The organism is Verrucomicrobiota bacterium (genome assembly GCA_021413925.1).
In the GTDB taxonomy this organism is placed as follows: domain Bacteria; phylum Verrucomicrobiota; class Verrucomicrobiia; order Chthoniobacterales; family UBA6821; genus UBA6821.
In genome coordinates this window covers 1-16,242 of the sequence record JAIOPL010000023.1, presented here as the reverse complement: position 1 = coordinate 16,242, position 16,242 = coordinate 1, and the positions used below count along the sequence as shown (strand labels likewise).

The following is a 16,242-nucleotide window of genomic DNA, read 5'->3' as shown; positions in this document are numbered from 1 at the left end:
TAGGTGAGACTATGCCGTCGGAGCTTTTGGTAGAAGTGTGATTTTGACTTTTCCCGAGGTGGGGGTGATCTGGTCGGAAAGAGTGGGACCAGTTTGAGCAGAAGGCGCCATAGGAGCTTCTGTCACGGATGTCGCCGAATCGAGGGCTGAACGGAGTGCATCTTCGACGAGTTGGGCGCAGTGGATCTTCATCGGGGGGAGGGGGCCGAGAGGTGATGAGAGTTCCTCTCCACTCATGGAGAGTGCCTCGGCGGCAGTCTTACCCCTGATCATTTCGGTAGCGACACTCGCCACGGCGATGGCTGTCTGGCAGCCGAAGGTCTGGAAGGTGGCCCGGTCGATCACCTTGCGGCCGTCTTCCTCCTTGAACTTCACCCACATCCGAAGCATGTCACCGCAATCACTCCGGCCTACGGTGCCGACGGCATCTGCATTCTCCATCTCACCAAGGTTTTTCGGATTCTTGGCAGCGGCTTCTACGGATTGAGTCTGATCGTTGCTCATGGAATAGGTGATTGGAAATGGGTGAGAGTCCGTGAAATCTTAGGCCGCCTCAGTAGTGTAGCGGGGAAGAGAAGGATCTGCATGCTCGGAATAGGCATCGATGCCGCCTTTGAGTCCCTTGACCCCAGTGAATCCATGGCCAGCGAAGTAGGCGGCTGCATCCAGTACGCGTCCGCCGGTGTGATCGATCAGGATAATCTCTGTCTCTTTCGGCCAGTTTATGGATTCCTGCATGATCTCCTGCGTCATGAAGCGACTGCCGGGGATTGCAACTGCCTCAAACTCCTCGCGTGTCCGGATGTCGAGGAGACGTATGGAGGGATCAGCAATCCGGGCAAAGAGGTCGGCAGGAGAAATCAGGAGTGCCTCGTCCTTGTGGTGTCCCTCCTTGATTTCGCCCAGAACCGCGAGCGGATCCAATTCGCCGTTGCGTGCGCAGATCTGAGTCAGAGTTTCGCTGGGTGAAAATCCGCAACTGCTGCAACCACCAATATGGTGAAGCTGAAAGAGTGTGCGGCGCGCTCCCGGAAAAATCCCTAGAAGCTCCTCCATGGTCAGGTCGGGGTGGGCTTCAATGGTGGCGTTCTGCATGGAGGAAAGATAATCCAAAGATTTTTAATATGGAACTCAGGAACTCAAGAAAAGGCGCCTGGGAAGGCGGCTTAGTCATTCGAGGCCGTTGCCGAGAAGTCCGATCCCGCATTAGCGGGAGAGGATGCCTGATCGGGGACGATCGGTAGACAAATGAAAGACCCTTGATTTATCAGCTCGCGATGGGATGAGGGTCCGTTCTAGGGTTTTGGCCACATGAGCTTTCAGAAACCAAGGCCAGCCAGAGCAATGTATGAGGGGCGGTGGATTTTTTTGATCCTTATCCTTGCAAACGTTGCCTCCGAAACCAGGCTATTTCATTCCTTCCTCCCTCCGGTTATTACGGGTGGACTGCTTCTTTTCTGTCTCTGGTTTTTCCGTGATCCGGAACGCAAACCGCCAACTGACACCTCCCTTGCTGTTTCTCCAGCCGACGGGACGGTGACTCTTGTTGATGAGGTTGAAGAGGAGCAGTTCTTCAAGCGCCGGATGAAGCGCATCTCGATCTTTCTCTCGGTATTCGATGTCCATGTGAACCGCAGCCCGGTCGCAGGTGAGGTACTCTTCACCGAGGGGCGCGGCGGTCTCTACCTCGATGCCCGTCATCCCGAGGCCTCGGCGCTCAATGAGAGTCTTTTCTGGGTCTTCGGTTCCAAGGATGATCTAGAGCGTGCTGTTGCGGTGAAGCAAATCACCGGGGCGATCGCCCGGCGGATCGTCCCCTGGGCTCAACTCGGCGAGAGTATGGAGCGCGGCGAGCGCTTTGGTATGATCCGCTTCGGCTCACGCACTGATCTCTATCTTCCTCTTAATGCCGAAGTCTTTGTCTCGGTGGGAGAGAAGGTCAAAGGTGGCGAGACAGCAGTCGCTCGCCTGTTAGCCTGAGTATCAGTCGTTTTCCTCATCAGTTATGAATAAACACGAGCCGAAGATTTACCTTCTGCCGAATTTGATGACGGCAGGCAACCTCTTCTGTGGTTTCGCAGCGGTGCTTAAGATCATCGAGGCTGCTCTCCTGAATAATGGCGGTGAGCCGGTCACCAACTGTTATCATGAGGCGCTGGCATTCATCCTGGGTGCCTGCGTCTTTGACCTGCTCGATGGACGTGTGGCCCGGCTCGGCGGGCATGAGAGTCCCTTTGGAAGGGAGTTCGATTCCTTGGCCGACGTGGTCTCCTTTGGGCTGGCCCCGGCCCTGCTGGTCTACCAGATCGTGCTGAAGGACTTCCACAAGACCGGCTGGGTGATCGCGTTCGTTTATCTGCTCTGCGGCACGCTGCGGCTGGCCCGGTTCAACTGCATCGCCGCCGCCGTCAAGGATCCCAACGAGGTGAAGGAGCACTCGAATGAGTTCATGGGCTTTCCCATTCCAGCCGCTGCCGGACTGATCGCCTCGCTCACACTCTTCATGCTCTGGCTGCAGGAGGGGGAACGGACGATCGGGAAGTGGAAATTCGCACTACCTGTTCTTCTGCTCTTCCTCTCGTTCATGATGTTCAGCCATGTCCGCTATCCCAGCTTCAAGGGTCTGAACTGGAGGACGCAGCGCTCACTGCCGCGATTCCTTTTGATCATCGTGGTTCTCGCCTCCGCTGGTCTGAACTACGAGTGGATGCCCGCTGTGCTTTTCGTCGGATTCCTGCTTTACGGATTCATCCGACCAATGCTTTCACTCCACTTCCGAAAGGAGATTGAGGACGAGGAATCAGAGAAGTCTCACCCCCATTAGTAGAGCTATAAGGCTGAAGGCTGGAGCCTGGGCCTGGAGACTTGTTTAGAGCAGTAAGCGCCTGTTTTTCCAGAGATAGGCGAGACCGGAATAAATGGTTAGGACGATGGTGATTCCGATTAGGACCGGACCTACATTCACCCAAAGAAACTTCAGCCAGCGGGACTCATCGCCGAAGATATCACCTGCGGCCAGAAGGATCAGGAAGAAAAGGATCGTAATGAGCTGCCAGGCGGTCTTGTGCTTGCCGAGGGGATCTGCGGGTAAGATCTGTCCCTGACCCGCGGCGAGTTGGCGGAGTCCGGTGATGAGGAATTCGCGCGTGATGATGACGATGACGGCCCAAGCCGGTAGGGCAGCCAGCGGGATCAGGCAAACCAGGGCCGAGGCGACCAGAACCTTGTCGGCGAGCGGATCCATGAGTTTACCGAAATTCGTCATCTGGTTGAACCTCCGGGCCAGATATCCATCCAGCCAATCAGTCAGAGAAGCGACAATGAAGAGAAGCAGGGCGACGACATCTCCCCAGTGGGTGGAGGTGGAGAGAAAGGCGACGAAAAAACCGGTTAGTATCAGACGGCCGACAGTCAGGCGGTTGGGAAGATTCATCGGCGTGTATGTTGGAAGAATGAAGGCCAGAACGCGATTGCCATCCGACCTCCATGGGAGATAGGGTTTCCCATTCATTCGGACAACCTGAATCTCTACAATTTATGAGCAATACCAATAGCACGACCCTGAGCGATATCGGCCTGATCGGCCTCGCCGTCATGGGTGAGAACCTCGTCCTCAACATGGAGAGCAAAGGCTTCTCTGTCAGTGTTTACAACCGCACCGCGGCGGTGACCGAGAAGTTCGCCGAAGGCCGCGCCAAGGGAAAGAACATCATTCCCACCAAGACCCTAGAGGAATTCATCAGCTCCCTTGCCCGTCCCCGCAAAGCGATGATCATGGTGAAGGCCGGCGCCCCCGTCGATGCCGTGATCGACCAACTTGTTCCCCTGCTTGAGCAGGGCGATATCATCATCGACGGCGGCAACAGCCTCTGGACCGATACACAGCGCCGTGAGAAGTCTCTCAAGGAAAAAGGACTTCATTATGTCGGCGCGGGCGTCTCCGGCGGCGAGGAGGGCGCCCTCAACGGCCCTTCGATCATGCCCGGCGGCTCGGAAGAGTCATGGAAGTCCGTCGGTCCGATCTTCCGCAAGATCGCCGCGATTGTTGAGGGAGAGCCCTGCTGCCGTCATATGGGGCCTGATGGTGCCGGTCACTACGTCAAGATGATCCACAATGGCATCGAGTACGGCGACATGCAGCTTATCTGCGAGGCCTACGCCATCCTGAAGACTACGATCAATCCGACAGCCGAGGAGTTTCACCAGATCTTTGCCGAGTGGAACAAAGGAGAGCTCAACAGCTATCTCATCGACATCACCGAGCAGATCTTCACCAAGAAGGACGAAGAAACCGGCAATCCCCTAGTGGATGTCATCCTAGACAAGGCCGGCCAGAAGGGAACGGGCAAGTGGACCGTCGGCAACGCCGTCGAACATGCCGTCGTCCTCTCGACCGTCAACGCCGCTGTGGAGGCCCGCATCCTTTCTTCCATGAAGGATAAGCGCGTGGCCGCCAGCAAGATTCTACCCGCGGTCGAGGTGAAGCCTTTCAACGGAGATCGCCAGCAGTTCATCAACGATGTCCGCGATGCCCTCTATGCGAGCAAGATCGTCAGCTATGCCCAGGGTCTCGATCTCCTCGCGACAGCCAGCAAGTTCTACAACTGGAATTTGAACTTCGGGGATATCTCCACCATCTGGCGCGGTGGTTGCATCATCCGTGCCGCTTTCCTGAACCGTATCAAGGAGGCCTACGAGGCCAATCCAAACCTTGAGAACCTGATGCTGGCTCCTTTCTTCACCGAGGTATTTGTGAAGTCACAGGCCGGATGGCGCCGAGCAATCTGCGCCGCCGTCGAACGCGGGGTGGCTGTCCCTGCCTTCACCGCCAGCCTCGGTTACTACGATAGCTATCGCAGCGCTCGCCTCCCGGCGAATCTCCTGCAGGCCCAACGCGACTTCTTTGGCGCTCACACCTATGAGAGGCTGGATAAGCCCGCAGGTGAGTTCTTCCATACAAATTGGACCGGTCAAGGGGGCACGACCGCCTCGACCACCTACACGGCCTAAAGGATAACTGGGAAGCGTTCGGCTTTATTTAAAGCTTTCCCAATACCCGAACCCTTCGCTCGTGCGGTTGGTTCGGGTATTTTTCTTTATGGATCGATCATCCTAGGGGGGATTTACCCCTTGCCCCGACATGATCCTGCCCTAACCTTAAAGAGTTCATGGTATTTTCCGCCCGGTCCCTGATCCTGATCTCGTTACTTCTGCCAGTTTTGGCCGAGGCCTCGATCTCTGATGTCGTTGACTCGGTGAAGGCCCGTTTTTCCACCGACTCGGGGGCCATGTCGGGGGCAGATTTCGAGAGAATGGCCATGCAGATTAGAGAAAAAGCAATCCAGCAGACCCGCCCTCCCACGGTGACCGTTCCAACCGCCCCGGTTATAGGATTTGGCAAGTATCCCTGGCATCGGAACATCATGACCACGATTTTCTGGATCGGGGAGCGCCCGACGGCCCGAAACCCCGTCCCGAATAACAGAAGCGCCTGGGATGCCAACTGGGCTAGGAATTATGGCGGCTACGATAATCCGGACACCCGTTCCCGCGATCCCAAGACCTACGCCCCACGGGGCTTCTCCCCCCGCCAGAACCCCTTCTATTGCGCGCTTCCTTACTGTGATGTTTCCCGGGGTAATACCAAGGCGGAGGTAAGGAAGGTCGTCCCTTGGTTCCACGACTGCTTTGAGAAGGAGGGTAAGTCCGTCCTGAAAGGGCGTTGGCTCGCCATCCATCACGGTGGAAAGACTGTCTTTGCTCAGTGGGAGGACTGCGGTCCCTTCCGTACTGATCATTGGCAATATGTCTTTGGCAATGCGCTTCCCCGCCCCAACCTGAACCACGGTGCCGGACTCGACATCTCCCCGGCAGCCCGCGACTACCTCGAGATGGGAAAAAACGACCTCTGCGACTGGAAATTTGTCGATGCCGCAAGCGTTCCAGACGGCCCTTGGAAATACTTCGGGGACAACAACACTTTTATGCTCATCCGCAAGGGGGCGAATCTTTACCAGCATGACCGCAATAATGCCAAGCGCTCCCCGACCACCACGTACACCACCCGCCCGAGTGTCAGCTCCGTCCCGCTCTCCGGAACTTCTACGGGAGTTCGGGTCAGCCCTCCCTTTGCATCGCAGTAGTTTAGGCCGATCCTAATCTTTGTTTCCTCAAGATGGCGATCGCTACGAAGAGCAGTTCACATCCGACGAATGTCGCGACCAAGGGGAATCCTCCCGTGCCGAAGCCATAGCTGTGGAGGCCGGCCCCGAGTACGAAATTCACTCCGTACCAGGCCATCAGAACGCTCATGAAGGCGATGACCGAACCGACCGCGAGGCCGAAGCCCCCCCAGAGTCCACTGATCCTGCCGTGGAGCAGGAAGAGGTAGCCGAGTAGGGCTGTGAGGGCCCAGGTTTCCTTCGGATCCCAGTCCCAGAAACGCCCCCAGGAATAGTTGGCCCAGACGCCACCCAGGATCGTGCCCGTGGCCAGCAGAAGCACCCCGACCTGAAGGGTCTTATAGAGGTAGGTGTAGAGAATGGCTGTCGGCTTCCTTCCTGCAATAACCTGCGCCAGAGCGACATGGGCCACACCGAGTGAAAGGGCGAATGCGGCATAGCTCAGGGTGATGGAGAGAACGTGGGTGGAGAGCCAGAAATTATCCCTCAGCACCGGGGTGAGGGGATGGATCGAGTGGTCCAAGATCACCGGTTGGCTGTCTGCCAAGATCAGCGAGGCGACGGCCACGGGAACAGCTCCCAGCAAAAATGACCCAGCCCGATAAATAGTCTCGAAGATTAGGGCGAAGAGGATTGTCCCGAAGGCGACCCAGATCACTGACTCATACATGTTGGTGACAGGAGGTCGCCCGGCAATCAGCACCCTGGAGAGCAATCCCGCCGCCTGAATTAGGAAGCCGCTTCCAGCGAGTACCCAGGCAAGTTGGTAGCCTCGGCGCTCCCAGCTGTTTCGGGAGAGCAGCAGGACAATACCGGCCGCCGCGTAGAGGATCCAGGCCCAGCGGAAGGGATGGGCTTTCTGATAGACGACTTCCAGTGAGATCTTCCAATCTGAAGGGAGTCCCCCGACCTGTTTTTGCAGGCCCAGAAGCGATGTGGCTGCTTGATCGAAACGGGTTGGATCGTGTTGAGTCCAGGCAGAGCGCATCGAGTTCACGGAATCGAGGATCTCTTTCCCCTCGGTGGGGTCGAGTTGTGAGGGGGGCAGCCAGTCACTTCCGAAGAGGGGCATGATGATCTTGAAATCATCTCCCTTCAGCAGGCTCTCGAAGAGACCCATCCTCATACCGACATCAGAAGCCTCCTTCTGGAGGGCGACGAGTTTGGCCCGCGGATCGCGTCGTCGGGTCTCGGCAGCAGCCGTGATCTCCTTAGCCAGGGCATCGTTGGAAGTGAGGTCATTCCAGCTGTAGAGTTTCTGCGCGGGATCAAGGCTGAGGTGCTTCCTCAGCGGGAGGTTCGAGACAAGGATCAGCTGCTTTGCTTTCCAGGAGTCATCAGGGCTCATCCAGAGTCCGGTGATCAAGGTCATGGCATCCTGCTTCTGCCCATCCAGGCTGAGTGCTGTTTTCCCCGAGAGGGATCGGAGGGTCTCCTCGGTGAAGACAAGATATGGTTTTTTTCTACCTCCCTCCTGAATCACGAGCGACTCAAGACTTTTAGGAGAGACCTGTGCCAGCGCTGTTGCGATGGGAGTCAAGTTCAGTGAAAGCAGTGCTACAAGCAGCGGGATCAGGGATGAAGGTTTCATTCTCTCGGACGGATATAGAACATGGTGGCGATGCCGAGGCAGATGGCAAGCGAACCGATCCATTTCGGCAGCCAACCGGGATCATAGAGCACCTGAAGTGTTGTTTCCTTGAGATCGCGGGGATTCCACTCGGCTTGCGAAAACTTGTAGTTGAAGCCTGTCATGTTGGCCAGCAGGCCGCCGGGATAGGAGGCGGGGTGATTCATCCGAATGAGTCCCTCTTTCTCAGAGCCGGTCTTGGTGTTCTTGAATCGGACAGTAGCTCGGAAGTCCGATGGTGTCTCAGTGCCTTCGTCGCGCGGAACCTCGAAATCAACAAGCGCGATCGAAAAAGGGATCGGTCTGAGCTCGAGACCATAGCCGATGCGGACCATCTCCTTGCCCAGCACCAGAGGTACCACCCCTCCCGAGGCAACCCAGAGGGAAACAGATTTTTCTCCCTCCGGATTTGAGAGAAAGGCACGGAAGCCAGGAACCCCGCTCTCTGCACCCGAGTCGTCCGGAGCGGGAGTTGTCACTACAGCACTGTTCTTGGCGATCTGGCTCACATGCAGGCGCCAGTCGGCCCATCCGAGAGGGAGAAGATCCTCTTCATGAAGATTCCCTGATGAGGTTGCCGAGGCTCCGCGACCGAGTCGGTACTCCAGAGACTTTCCGTCACTGGCGGGAATCAGATCGAGCCATGGCTTTTTATCATTTGGATCGTGAGTTGGAAGAGCTTTGGCATTGGATGCCAGAGCAAGCGCTGCCCGTCCGAAGAAATCATAGGTCCCAGGTGAGCCCTCTCCGGTGGCAAGCCCAACATGGAGCGTCTGCTTCATCATACCACTGGAGAAATCCAGCAGGACACCCGTTCCTCCCGCCTTCCCTGAGGCAGGTGCCAGATGGGGCTGTGGGCTGAGATGTTCGGAGACTGCCTCGATGCCGATCCGGAGTGAGGTGCCTGGTACTGGGAGATACTTAGGCGAGGCAACCGAGGTATGCAGGAAGCGCGTGTCGAGCGGCATCAGGTAGAGATAGCTGTCTGAGGGACTCTCCACTTGGATGCAACTCCGGTCGGTAATGATCTTGCGCTGGGGCTGACCATCGGTACGGAGAGTCACATTCCCCTCGAACCCGAGCTTCGAGCCGATAACCGCGCCAATCAGCAGGAGAATAATACCATAGTGAGTGATGATGAAACCTGTGTGCTTCTTCTGCCAGGGCCAGCGTGTGAGCGTGACGGCGAAGAGATTGATGCAGAGCACCCCGAGCCAGGCGATGAACCATGGGGCCTTGTAGATCCAGACCCGTGCAACGGCCGAGTCGAAGTGGGCCTCCGTGAAGGTCGCCGTGGCGATGGCAATAGTGATCGTTCCGAGAAGAACCAGCGCCAGCTTCAGCGAGCCGAGCTGGTGGATCAGCCTCCAAAGAGGCGATCGTCTCTGACGGTCCGCGATCATGGCCGCCCGTGAAAGGGGACGCTTGGTGGGTTTGCCGTCAGCAGACATCCCGAAGACTTTAGGGAATCGATGGAAGGTAAGCAAACAGAGGTTGATTCACAGGGATGAAGGAGATGAATGGAATATTCGAAGGAATTGGAGCGGAATGTTTACCCATCCCTTTTATCCCCTTCATCCCTGTGAAAAATGTTCGGGTATCCTGTGGATGAACTGATCAAGAATAAGGAATGGACCAGCAGCTCCAGATCCTTATCAACCGGGAATGGACCGCGCCATGGAGCGATCGCCTGTTTTCCTTCATTGCCGATTATGGTGCATGGGCTCCGTGGCTTCTCCTTCTTTTGGTCCTGGCCTTGGTCTTCGGCAACTTCCGTTTCCGTGCCGCAATTCTGGCTGCGGGTCTTGCTGTGGGACTAAGCGATGGAATTGGAGTGAATCTCCTGAAACACGCTGTTGGTCGTCCTCGACCGAGCCAGGTGGAGCCTGGTGTGCGCGTGGTCAAGTTGGGGAGTACTCCCGCTAAATTACCAAGGATCTGTGGCCTATTCGCTGATCCTACAGTGAATTTTCCGCAGGGAAATACACCTCCGAAAATCCCGGGCATGATGATAGAGGACGGCTCCTTGGAGGGACGCTCCTTTCCCTCCGGTCATGCGGCCAACAATATGGCGGTGGCAACAGTCCTGATGCTCTTCTTCGGATGGCGTGGGGCCATTTATCTCCCCATCGCCCTGCTCATCGCCTACTCGCGCATCTACACAGGCTCCCATTGGCCGCTGGATGTTCTGGCCGGGATGATTCTGGGTATCGCCGGAGGTTGGCTGGCCGCGAAGGGACTCGATCTGGTCTGGAGGAGATTCGCTAGGAAGATTGTACCGCGTCTTGCTGAGAAATATCCCACCATGATTCCTCCAAAGTCATGAAGGGAAAAAACAGCAAGTTGATGAAGGTGACTGTTCCTCAGACCATGATGCTCTGGGCGGCCGTCCTTGCGCTGACTGTGCTGCGTCTCGCGGTGGCGACAAGCGGCTCTTTCACGGAGAGCGAGGCCTTTCTCTCAGTCTGCGCAACCCATCCGGCCGGCGGCTATATCGAGGGGCCGGCCGGTGTCCCTTTGCTTCTGACCTTGTGCAAGCTGCTCGGCTGTTCCGGACTCTTCTTTCTGAGATACATCGGGCCTCTCGCTGTCTTGATTCTCTCCTGGTGCATCTGGTGGATCGGCAGGCGGATTGCGCCCCATCGCCCGGCAGTCGCCCTCTGGTCGGTATTGGGTCTCAATCTCCTGCCTTTCGTGAATCTGGCCTCTCTGGTCATGGATGGAGCAGCGGTGACGGCGACGATGATCCTGCTCGCGATTGTCGCCGGGTGGAGTGCTGCGACTCAAACTTCCAAAAACTCCAAGGAACTGGCTACATGGGCTCTCTTCGGCGTTGCCCTCGCTACGGGCACTCAGTTCTGGCAGATGATTGGTCTGCTGCTTCCAATTGCGATCGTTTTTTTATCCGTAAATCTCGGAACAAAGGCCCTTCCGTGGCGTGGCATTATCCTATCTTCGCTTCTACTGATCCTGGGATGGATCCCATCCCTTGCATGGAATGCCCGCCATGACTGGATCCAGTTTAGCAGTGTGGCCCATGGATTTGATTTTGTTCAGATTGGAACATGGACGCTCTCGCTGGGCTTGATCGTGACCGCCGGTGCCGTGGTCACCCCATTGCTCGTGAGGTTGGCCTATGTCGGGAGGATCTGGAGAGTCGTAGTGATTCTGCTAGCCTGTGTCGCTTCAGTGTTTAGTGGTTTGATTCTGCTCGCCCCGCAATATCTTCCTCTAGGTCTACCTCTGGGATTGTCCTCACCGATTGGTGTTTCGGGCCTGAGTGAACTTTCGGTTGAGGTTCTCTCCCTACGAAAGGAGCGTTCCGACACGAAGGGAGAATCCCCCTTCCTGATTGCCTCCACTCCGGGATTGGCTGCGCTACTCGGAAGCAGGATTTCTGTGGAATACCCGGAGCGCCCTGGCGCACCATCAGTGTTCGTTGCCGAGTCGCCGAGTCTCAATAGCTCCTACGCCCTCTGGCCATCATATCCCGATGCCGTCGCTGCTGGCTTGAAGGATAATCTCTACACCGAGGAGAAATCGGTCAGCCCCTTCCTAGGTCGCAATGCCCTCTACATTACCACGGAATTAAAAGAAGAACTGCCTCAGACGATCACCGGTGCCTTCAATGCTGTGGCTCTGCTTAAAGAAGTACCCATCTCGGTGAATGGGAAGCAGCAGATGATCCGAATCTACCAGTGTGAGGGCTACCGCACCCTCTCCTTATAAGGCTGGGGGTTGACCTCCCGAAGGTTCTGAATTGGTGACAACTTTTTCCTTATTTGAAATCTCAGGTCCTACCAGATCAGCTTGAGGCCGTGTTTTGTATAGGCCTTGATCTCGGGATCCTTTGAGAGAAGCGTTGCCCCTGACTGGATGGCCTGCCAGACGAGCATCCGGTCGAAAGGATCCTTGTGACCGAGCTTTGGAAGCCGGTGGTATGCCGAGGCATGCTTGCAATCCAACGGAAGCAGTGTAAATCCAGCTTCTTCAGCAGTCTCGGGGAGCTCCTCCGGTAAGACGCCTTCCAGGATGAGCTTTCCAAGGGAATGTTTGAGTGAGAGTTCCCAGAAGGTGATTGAGCTAACAAAGACCTCATTGCCGGGAGTGGATAAGGCGGCGTGTGCCTTCCTGCCGAGCTTCTCCGGGGCCATGACAGCCCAGAGAAAGGCATGGGAATCCAAGAGAAGCTTCACGAGGCAAGTAGTTCTTCTTCGCTGATCTTGAAGTCGGGATTGGTGCGGAAAGCGGCCTTCTTTTTGAGCGATCCGAGGGTTACGCCGCCGTGATGGAGCACGAGTTTCGGTGGGGCGAGGATCGCAACGAGTTGTCCATTCCTGCCGAAGGAAACCCCCACCGTCTTCCCGTGGCGCACCTCCTCGAGGGCCTCCGAAAAATGTGTTTTGAACTCACCGACCGCGAGCGTTTTCATGAAGGAAGGCTCGCATATCATGACAAGTTGTCAAGTTGCCGTGAGGACTGCCCAGCTAGATGCAACGCGATCCGACGTGCGGATGATGGACAATAACGGCAGAAGAACCTCAAACCCTTCAGCATTCAGCCTAAATTGTCTGGCGATCCTCCCGGATCAGCCATCCGAACAAGCTCGGATTTCCTTTAGTATGATAAAGTCGCATTCCCATGCGCCTTTTGCTAAAAACTTAGACGTCGGAACGCCGCCTGATCGTGATACGCTTGATCTTTTCCTCAATCTTCTGACTCTCGGTCATCAGCTCCGCGTCGTCGCGGTAGGCATTGTGGACAAGCCGGCGGTCATAGGAATTCAGGGGCTCGGTCTCGACAGGGCGTCCGTGGATTTTCACCGCATCGGCGAGCTGTTGGATCCTCTGGAGGAATGCTGCATCGCGCATGGAGCGGTGATGCTCGACATCCACAATGATGCGCGGGGCCTCGTTGTTCTGGGAGAGGAGGATCCGGTTCACTAGGAACTGGAGGCTCTCAAGGGTCTCATCCCGGCGCCCGATGAGGCGCTGTGGATCGTTAGTCCGGATCTGGAGGATTAGGTGCCCTTCCCGAAGCTCTTCCTCGATTTCCACGAAGAACCCGAGTTTCCCGAGAATAGTCTCCAAGACTTCTTTGGGTGTCTGGTTCATAGGTCGAGAGTATAGGAGAGCTGTGGAGGTTTAGCGTTTCTTGCTGGTGAAGTTGGAACCACCTGAACCACCGGATCCCCCTTTTTTTGGTTTCGTGGAAACCGCCTTTTCTAGAGTTGGGAGAGGCTGATTCTTGGTCCAGTACAACTGGGCTATGGAGAAAATATTCTGTGTTGTCCAGTAGAGAGCAAGGCCTGAGGCGTAATTGTAACAGAAGGTGAGGAAGATGATCGGCATGAAATACATTATCCGCTGCTGGGCGGCGTCGCCGCTCTTCGGAGAGATGGCCATCTGCCAGACCATGGTGCCGGCCATGATGATCGGCAGGAGATTGATCGGGAATCCCATGATGTGGGTGAGTGTGTCGGGCTGGGAGAGATCGTGGATCCAGAGGAAGTGGCTGTTGCGAAGCTCGATGGCGCTGCCGAGCATCGAGTAGAAGCCGAAGAAGATCGGGATCTGGACGAGCATCGGGAGACAGCCGCCGAAGGGATTCACCCCGTACTGCTTGTAGAGCTTCATCAGCTCTTCGTTCATCTTGGTCGGGTCGTCCTTATACTTCTCGCGCAGTTCGGTCATCTTCGGCGAGAGGAGCTGCATCCGCTTCATGGAGGAAGTGGCCTTATTCTGCAGGGGCCAGAGGGCCGACTTGATGAGGATCGTCAGAATAATGATCGCGGCGGCGAAGCTGTGCGTGAACTTATTGATCGAGTTCATGGACCAGAGCAGGAACTCGGAGACCAGATGGAAGATCCCGAAGTTCATGATCTTCTGCTGCTCGCCGCCTATCTTGCTCAGGCCGTAGAAATCCTTAGGTCCCGCATAGATGGAGTAATGACGAGTGACGGTCTCCCCGGGGGAGAGGGAGATGGGGCCCGTTCCCAGACCGCCGGTGATGCCGTAGATCGCCTGAGCATTGGTCGTCTCTGTCGCATTCTGGGCCTGGAAGCGTCGGGCCCAGACGCCGCTGCCAGGCTGATCCTTCGCCGCGGAGACGATCGTGCAGAAGTACTGACTGGTTACGGCCGCCCACTGGATGCCGGACTCCGGCTGAGTGTAGAGTGCGCGGGCCGGACGGGTCTCGATGTTGACCAGCGGGATCTTGCCGGACTCAAACCAAGTGACATCGATCGAAGTCATCTTCCCATCGCGAAGCCAGTCGAAGCAGGTGTAGGTCGGGAGATCCTTGATATGGATAGGGGCCTCGCCTCCAGCTGCCACGAAGTAACCGGGCAGCGAGATCGGAGTTGTCCCGTTGTTCTTGAACGACAGATCCAGTCCGATCTGGTACTCCTCCGGAGCGCCGACGGTCTGGGGGAGAGAGAAGGACTTCGTGACCGAGAGGCCGCCTGGCGCCGCCAGGGTGAATCGGGTGATTGCCTGCTTCTTGTCGGTCTCCATCGAGAAGCCGCCGATCGGAGTACCATTCGAGTCACAGAGGGCACCGATCGGTAGACCGGAGTCCTTGTTGAGGAAGAGGCTGTGTTCGTTGGCTCCGAGATGCAGGAAGAGGGTGACGGCCTCGATGCCTCCCGTATTGGCGGCGAAGAGATACTCTGCACGGCTTGTGTCCAGGGTCTCGCGCTTGGATGAGAATTCGGGAATCGTCGGAGTCGACCCGGCAACGGCAGGAAGCAGGGCCGTAGTGGGAGTGATCGCTTGTGGTGTGGGCTGAGCGACGGGCTCAGCGGTCTTGGCGGCTTCGGTCTTAAGCTTCGCCTCCCGTTGCAGGGCCGCCTGCTGCGCGATATAAGGGGCGTAAGTCTTGGAGTAATAAAACTGCCAGCCGACAAGTCCGGCGACGGAGAGGGCGATGGCGATCCAGGTAGTGCGGTCGAACATAAGTGTGAAAAAGTGGAAGGCTAAAGGTTAAAGGCTAAAACTGACGATTTTTGGGAATGATAGGAGTGACTTCAGGTTTCAGGTCTCAAGTTTCATCCTTGGCTCCCGGGCACTGGATCGAAGCCGCCTTCTCCCCAGGGGTGACATTTGGCGAGGCGTCGCAGCGCCAGCAGTGAGCCCTGCAGGGATCCGCGGGTCTTCAGGGCCTCGAGAGCATAGGCCGAGCAGCTCGGGTGAAAACGGCATCTGCATCCGCTCCCGCCGCAGAGTGCACGAAGCAACGGGGAGATCAGCCACCGGTAGAGATGAATCGGAATACGGAGAAAAAAGGACATCTGGTCAGGCGCCCTGGTCGGGCAATGAGTCGCTGAAAATAGAGAGACGCTTTCCAAGACGCAACCATTCCGAGCGAAGAGATTCCATCGTGGCATTTGAAGCAGAGGGTTTGACCGTCACGACAATCCAGAGACCGGTTCGTAGACTGGAGAGTTCCTGGCGGTAAACTTCCCGCAAGCGACGCTTCAGCTTGTTGCGTGTGACAGCCGGACCGACACGACGGGAGACGACGACGGCTCCCTGGGTTTCCGTGACCTGATCGCCCATCACTCCCATCCGGAGAAATGTTCCGTGAAGGGAAAGGCCCGACGAGCGAACCTTCAGATGCTGATAGCCTGATCGCAACCGCGACGAACGCGGCAGGCCAAGCTTCACCGGCTTGGTCTGCTTACCCAGACTCTTAGGCCTCGGTGTGGCGTGCGAAGTGGAGCTCAACTCCCTTCGGCAGGAGACGCTTGCGTCCATGCTGACGACGGCGGCTCAGGATAGCGCGACCATTCTTGGTCTTCATGCGTGCACGAAAGCCGAACTGCTGTTTGCGTGTGCGTTTGGAAGGTTGGTAGGTGCGCTTCATGTCTTAAAAATCTTGGATTTCTTAAAGGAATCGGGTGGGAAAGAATGGAGGTTTCGCCACTGAGTGTCAATGGATGTTTTTGATTCCTTCATTTTTCTTGGAATTCGTATTGCCCGGCAGCGGGATTCATCCTACCTTCTCACCTCCATCTCGGAAAACCTCGTGGTTTTCTGGATGAGACACTTGGGGTCATAGCTCAGTTGGTAGAGCGCCTCCATGGCATGGAGGAGGTCTGGGGTTCGACTCCCCATGGCTCCACCAAGTGTTCTTTGGATCTTTTGAAAGATCCTACTCCGGAATCAAAACTTGAATACAATCCCGGCCAAGGCTCCGGCGAAGTTGAGATTGCAGTCAAGACTGCCCTTCACATAGTCGATGTACATGTATCGGTATCCAGCTTCGAAATCGATGTTGCGGGTTAATCCCAAATTTTGCATTAGGGGCTGCAAAACTGGGTAAACGGAGGGGCGAGAGAGTCAGCTTTTGAAAAGAGACCATCGAGCCAAGGGCGTTTTTTTGGTGAGAGTGCGATTTTGAGGGTGCGTTTGCGTGCATGGGTGGAAA

The 16,242-nt window shown here is 56.4% G+C and carries 18 protein-coding genes and 1 tRNA gene; 7 read left to right on the top strand and 12 right to left on the bottom strand.

Going from position 1 to position 16,242, the window contains the following annotated elements; genetic code table 11:
- Positions 1–9: 9 nt before the first annotated feature.
- Complete coding sequence (locus K8R57_09150) at positions 10–504, bottom strand: iron-sulfur cluster assembly scaffold protein (GenBank protein ID MCE9588465.1); 495 nt, start codon at positions 502–504, stop codon at positions 10–12.
- Positions 505–543: 39 nt separating this feature from the next.
- A complete protein-coding gene (locus tag K8R57_09145) occupies positions 544–1,095 on the bottom strand; it encodes a rhodanese-like domain-containing protein (protein ID MCE9588464.1) in 552 nt (183 codons plus the stop codon).
- Positions 1,096–1,311: 216 nt separating this feature from the next.
- Between K8R57_09145 and K8R57_09140 the strand changes: the two genes are divergently transcribed.
- Both K8R57_09140 and pssA read left to right on the top strand, forming a co-directional pair.
- Positions 1,312–1,980: a phosphatidylserine decarboxylase gene (locus K8R57_09140; GenBank protein MCE9588463.1), complete on the top strand. Its 669-nt coding sequence runs from the start codon at positions 1,312–1,314 to the stop codon at positions 1,978–1,980.
- A 25-nt stretch (positions 1,981–2,005) separates the two neighbouring features.
- Positions 2,006–2,824, top strand: coding sequence for a CDP-diacylglycerol--serine O-phosphatidyltransferase (gene pssA, locus K8R57_09135; GenBank protein MCE9588462.1), 819 nt, complete (start codon positions 2,006–2,008; stop codon positions 2,822–2,824).
- A 45-nt stretch (positions 2,825–2,869) separates the two neighbouring features.
- Here the strand turns inward: pssA and pgsA are convergent, their stop codons facing one another.
- Positions 2,870–3,433: a CDP-diacylglycerol--glycerol-3-phosphate 3-phosphatidyltransferase gene (gene pgsA / locus K8R57_09130; protein MCE9588461.1), complete on the bottom strand. Its 564-nt coding sequence runs from the start codon at positions 3,431–3,433 to the stop codon at positions 2,870–2,872.
- A gap of 104 nt (positions 3,434–3,537) precedes the next feature.
- On the opposite strand from pgsA, the gene gnd reads away from it, so the two are divergent.
- Together gnd and K8R57_09120 are read left to right on the top strand one after the other, a co-directional pair.
- On the top strand, positions 3,538–5,010 hold the full coding sequence (gene gnd / locus K8R57_09125) for a decarboxylating NADP(+)-dependent phosphogluconate dehydrogenase (GenBank protein MCE9588460.1): 1,473 nt from the start codon (positions 3,538–3,540) through the stop codon (positions 5,008–5,010).
- Positions 5,011–5,168: 158 nt separating this feature from the next.
- Entirely contained in the window at positions 5,169–6,143 is a 975-nt protein-coding gene (locus K8R57_09120) for a hypothetical protein (GenBank protein MCE9588459.1), read from the top strand.
- Between the two features lies 1 nt (position 6,144).
- Here K8R57_09120 and ccsA read toward each other — a convergent pair whose 3' ends face one another.
- Positions 6,145–7,773, bottom strand: coding sequence for a cytochrome c biogenesis protein CcsA (ccsA, locus tag K8R57_09115; GenBank protein MCE9588458.1), 1,629 nt, complete (start codon positions 7,771–7,773; stop codon positions 6,145–6,147).
- Positions 7,770–9,263 (bottom strand): cytochrome c biogenesis protein ResB, encoded by a 1,494-nt coding sequence (locus K8R57_09110; GenBank protein ID MCE9588457.1) that lies wholly within the window; start codon positions 9,261–9,263, stop codon positions 7,770–7,772. The genes ccsA and K8R57_09110 overlap by 4 nt, the downstream gene beginning before the upstream one ends.
- A 179-nt stretch (positions 9,264–9,442) precedes the next feature.
- Between K8R57_09110 and K8R57_09105 the strand changes: the two genes are divergently transcribed.
- Both K8R57_09105 and K8R57_09100 read left to right on the top strand, forming a co-directional pair.
- A complete protein-coding gene (locus tag K8R57_09105) occupies positions 9,443–10,138 on the top strand; it encodes a phosphatase PAP2 family protein (protein ID MCE9588456.1) in 696 nt (231 codons plus the stop codon).
- Positions 10,135–11,541, top strand: a complete 1,407-nt coding sequence (locus K8R57_09100) for a glycosyltransferase family 39 protein (protein ID MCE9588455.1) — start codon at positions 10,135–10,137, stop codon at positions 11,539–11,541. The genes K8R57_09105 and K8R57_09100 overlap by 4 nt, the downstream gene beginning before the upstream one ends.
- Positions 11,542–11,609: 68 nt before the next feature.
- Here K8R57_09100 and K8R57_09095 read toward each other — a convergent pair whose 3' ends face one another.
- The 7 genes from K8R57_09095 to rpmH form a co-directional block, all read right to left on the bottom strand.
- Positions 11,610–12,008 carry a type II toxin-antitoxin system VapC family toxin gene (locus tag K8R57_09095; GenBank protein MCE9588454.1) on the bottom strand — a complete coding sequence of 133 codons (399 nt, stop codon included), beginning with the start codon at positions 12,006–12,008 and terminating at the stop codon, positions 11,610–11,612.
- The gene (locus tag K8R57_09090; protein ID MCE9588453.1) at positions 12,005–12,244 is read right to left on the bottom strand and encodes a hypothetical protein; all 240 of its coding nucleotides are present in this window, start codon (positions 12,242–12,244) and stop codon (positions 12,005–12,007) included. The genes K8R57_09095 and K8R57_09090 overlap by 4 nt, the downstream gene beginning before the upstream one ends.
- A gap of 229 nt (positions 12,245–12,473) precedes the next feature.
- Positions 12,474–12,926, bottom strand: a complete 453-nt coding sequence (locus K8R57_09085) for a single-stranded DNA-binding protein (protein ID MCE9588452.1) — start codon at positions 12,924–12,926, stop codon at positions 12,474–12,476.
- A gap of 30 nt (positions 12,927–12,956) precedes the next feature.
- Positions 12,957–14,768: a membrane protein insertase YidC gene (yidC, locus tag K8R57_09080; protein MCE9588451.1), complete on the bottom strand. Its 1,812-nt coding sequence runs from the start codon at positions 14,766–14,768 to the stop codon at positions 12,957–12,959.
- Between the two features lie 92 nt (positions 14,769–14,860).
- Positions 14,861–15,103: a membrane protein insertion efficiency factor YidD gene (yidD, locus tag K8R57_09075; protein ID MCE9588450.1), complete on the bottom strand. Its 243-nt coding sequence runs from the start codon at positions 15,101–15,103 to the stop codon at positions 14,861–14,863.
- 4 nt (positions 15,104–15,107) lie between these two features.
- Entirely contained in the window at positions 15,108–15,539 is a 432-nt protein-coding gene (gene rnpA, locus K8R57_09070; protein ID MCE9588449.1) for a ribonuclease P protein component, read from the bottom strand.
- Entirely contained in the window at positions 15,505–15,678 is a 174-nt protein-coding gene (gene rpmH, locus K8R57_09065; GenBank protein MCE9588448.1) for a 50S ribosomal protein L34, read from the bottom strand. The genes rnpA and rpmH overlap by 35 nt, the downstream gene beginning before the upstream one ends.
- 185 nt (positions 15,679–15,863) lie before the next feature.
- Between rpmH and K8R57_09060 the strand changes: the two genes are divergently transcribed.
- Positions 15,864–15,939, top strand: a tRNA-Ala gene (locus tag K8R57_09060).
- Positions 15,940–16,242 lie beyond the last annotated feature (303 nt).

Excerpts from the sequence above, each read along its gene's own strand:
- pssA (MCE9588462.1), top strand. The coding sequence starts at position 2,006 with ATGAATAAACACGAGCCGAAGATTTACCTTCTGCCGAATTTGATGACG.
- pgsA (MCE9588461.1), bottom strand. The coding sequence starts at position 3,433 with ATGAATCTTCCCAACCGCCTGACTGTCGGCCGTCTGATACTAACCGGT.
- K8R57_09145 (MCE9588464.1), bottom strand. The coding sequence starts at position 1,095 with ATGCAGAACGCCACCATTGAAGCCCACCCCGACCTGACCATGGAGGAG.
- K8R57_09090 (MCE9588453.1), bottom strand. The coding sequence starts at position 12,244 with ATGAAAACGCTCGCGGTCGGTGAGTTCAAAACACATTTTTCGGAGGCC.
- K8R57_09150 (MCE9588465.1), bottom strand. The coding sequence starts at position 504 with ATGAGCAACGATCAGACTCAATCCGTAGAAGCCGCTGCCAAGAATCCG.
- K8R57_09105 (MCE9588456.1), top strand. The coding sequence starts at position 9,443 with ATGGACCAGCAGCTCCAGATCCTTATCAACCGGGAATGGACCGCGCCA.
- ccsA (MCE9588458.1), bottom strand. The coding sequence starts at position 7,773 with ATGAAACCTTCATCCCTGATCCCGCTGCTTGTAGCACTGCTTTCACTG.
- rpmH (MCE9588448.1), bottom strand. The coding sequence starts at position 15,678 with ATGAAGCGCACCTACCAACCTTCCAAACGCACACGCAAACAGCAGTTC.
- yidC (MCE9588451.1), bottom strand. The coding sequence starts at position 14,768 with ATGTTCGACCGCACTACCTGGATCGCCATCGCCCTCTCCGTCGCCGGA.
- K8R57_09140 (MCE9588463.1), top strand. The coding sequence starts at position 1,312 with ATGAGCTTTCAGAAACCAAGGCCAGCCAGAGCAATGTATGAGGGGCGG.
- K8R57_09100 (MCE9588455.1), top strand. The coding sequence starts at position 10,135 with ATGAAGGGAAAAAACAGCAAGTTGATGAAGGTGACTGTTCCTCAGACC.
- gnd (MCE9588460.1), top strand. The coding sequence starts at position 3,538 with ATGAGCAATACCAATAGCACGACCCTGAGCGATATCGGCCTGATCGGC.
- yidD (MCE9588450.1), bottom strand. The coding sequence starts at position 15,103 with ATGTCCTTTTTTCTCCGTATTCCGATTCATCTCTACCGGTGGCTGATC.
- K8R57_09110 (MCE9588457.1), bottom strand. The coding sequence starts at position 9,263 with ATGTCTGCTGACGGCAAACCCACCAAGCGTCCCCTTTCACGGGCGGCC.
- K8R57_09085 (MCE9588452.1), bottom strand. The coding sequence starts at position 12,926 with ATGAACCAGACACCCAAAGAAGTCTTGGAGACTATTCTCGGGAAACTC.
- K8R57_09120 (MCE9588459.1), top strand. The coding sequence starts at position 5,169 with ATGGTATTTTCCGCCCGGTCCCTGATCCTGATCTCGTTACTTCTGCCA.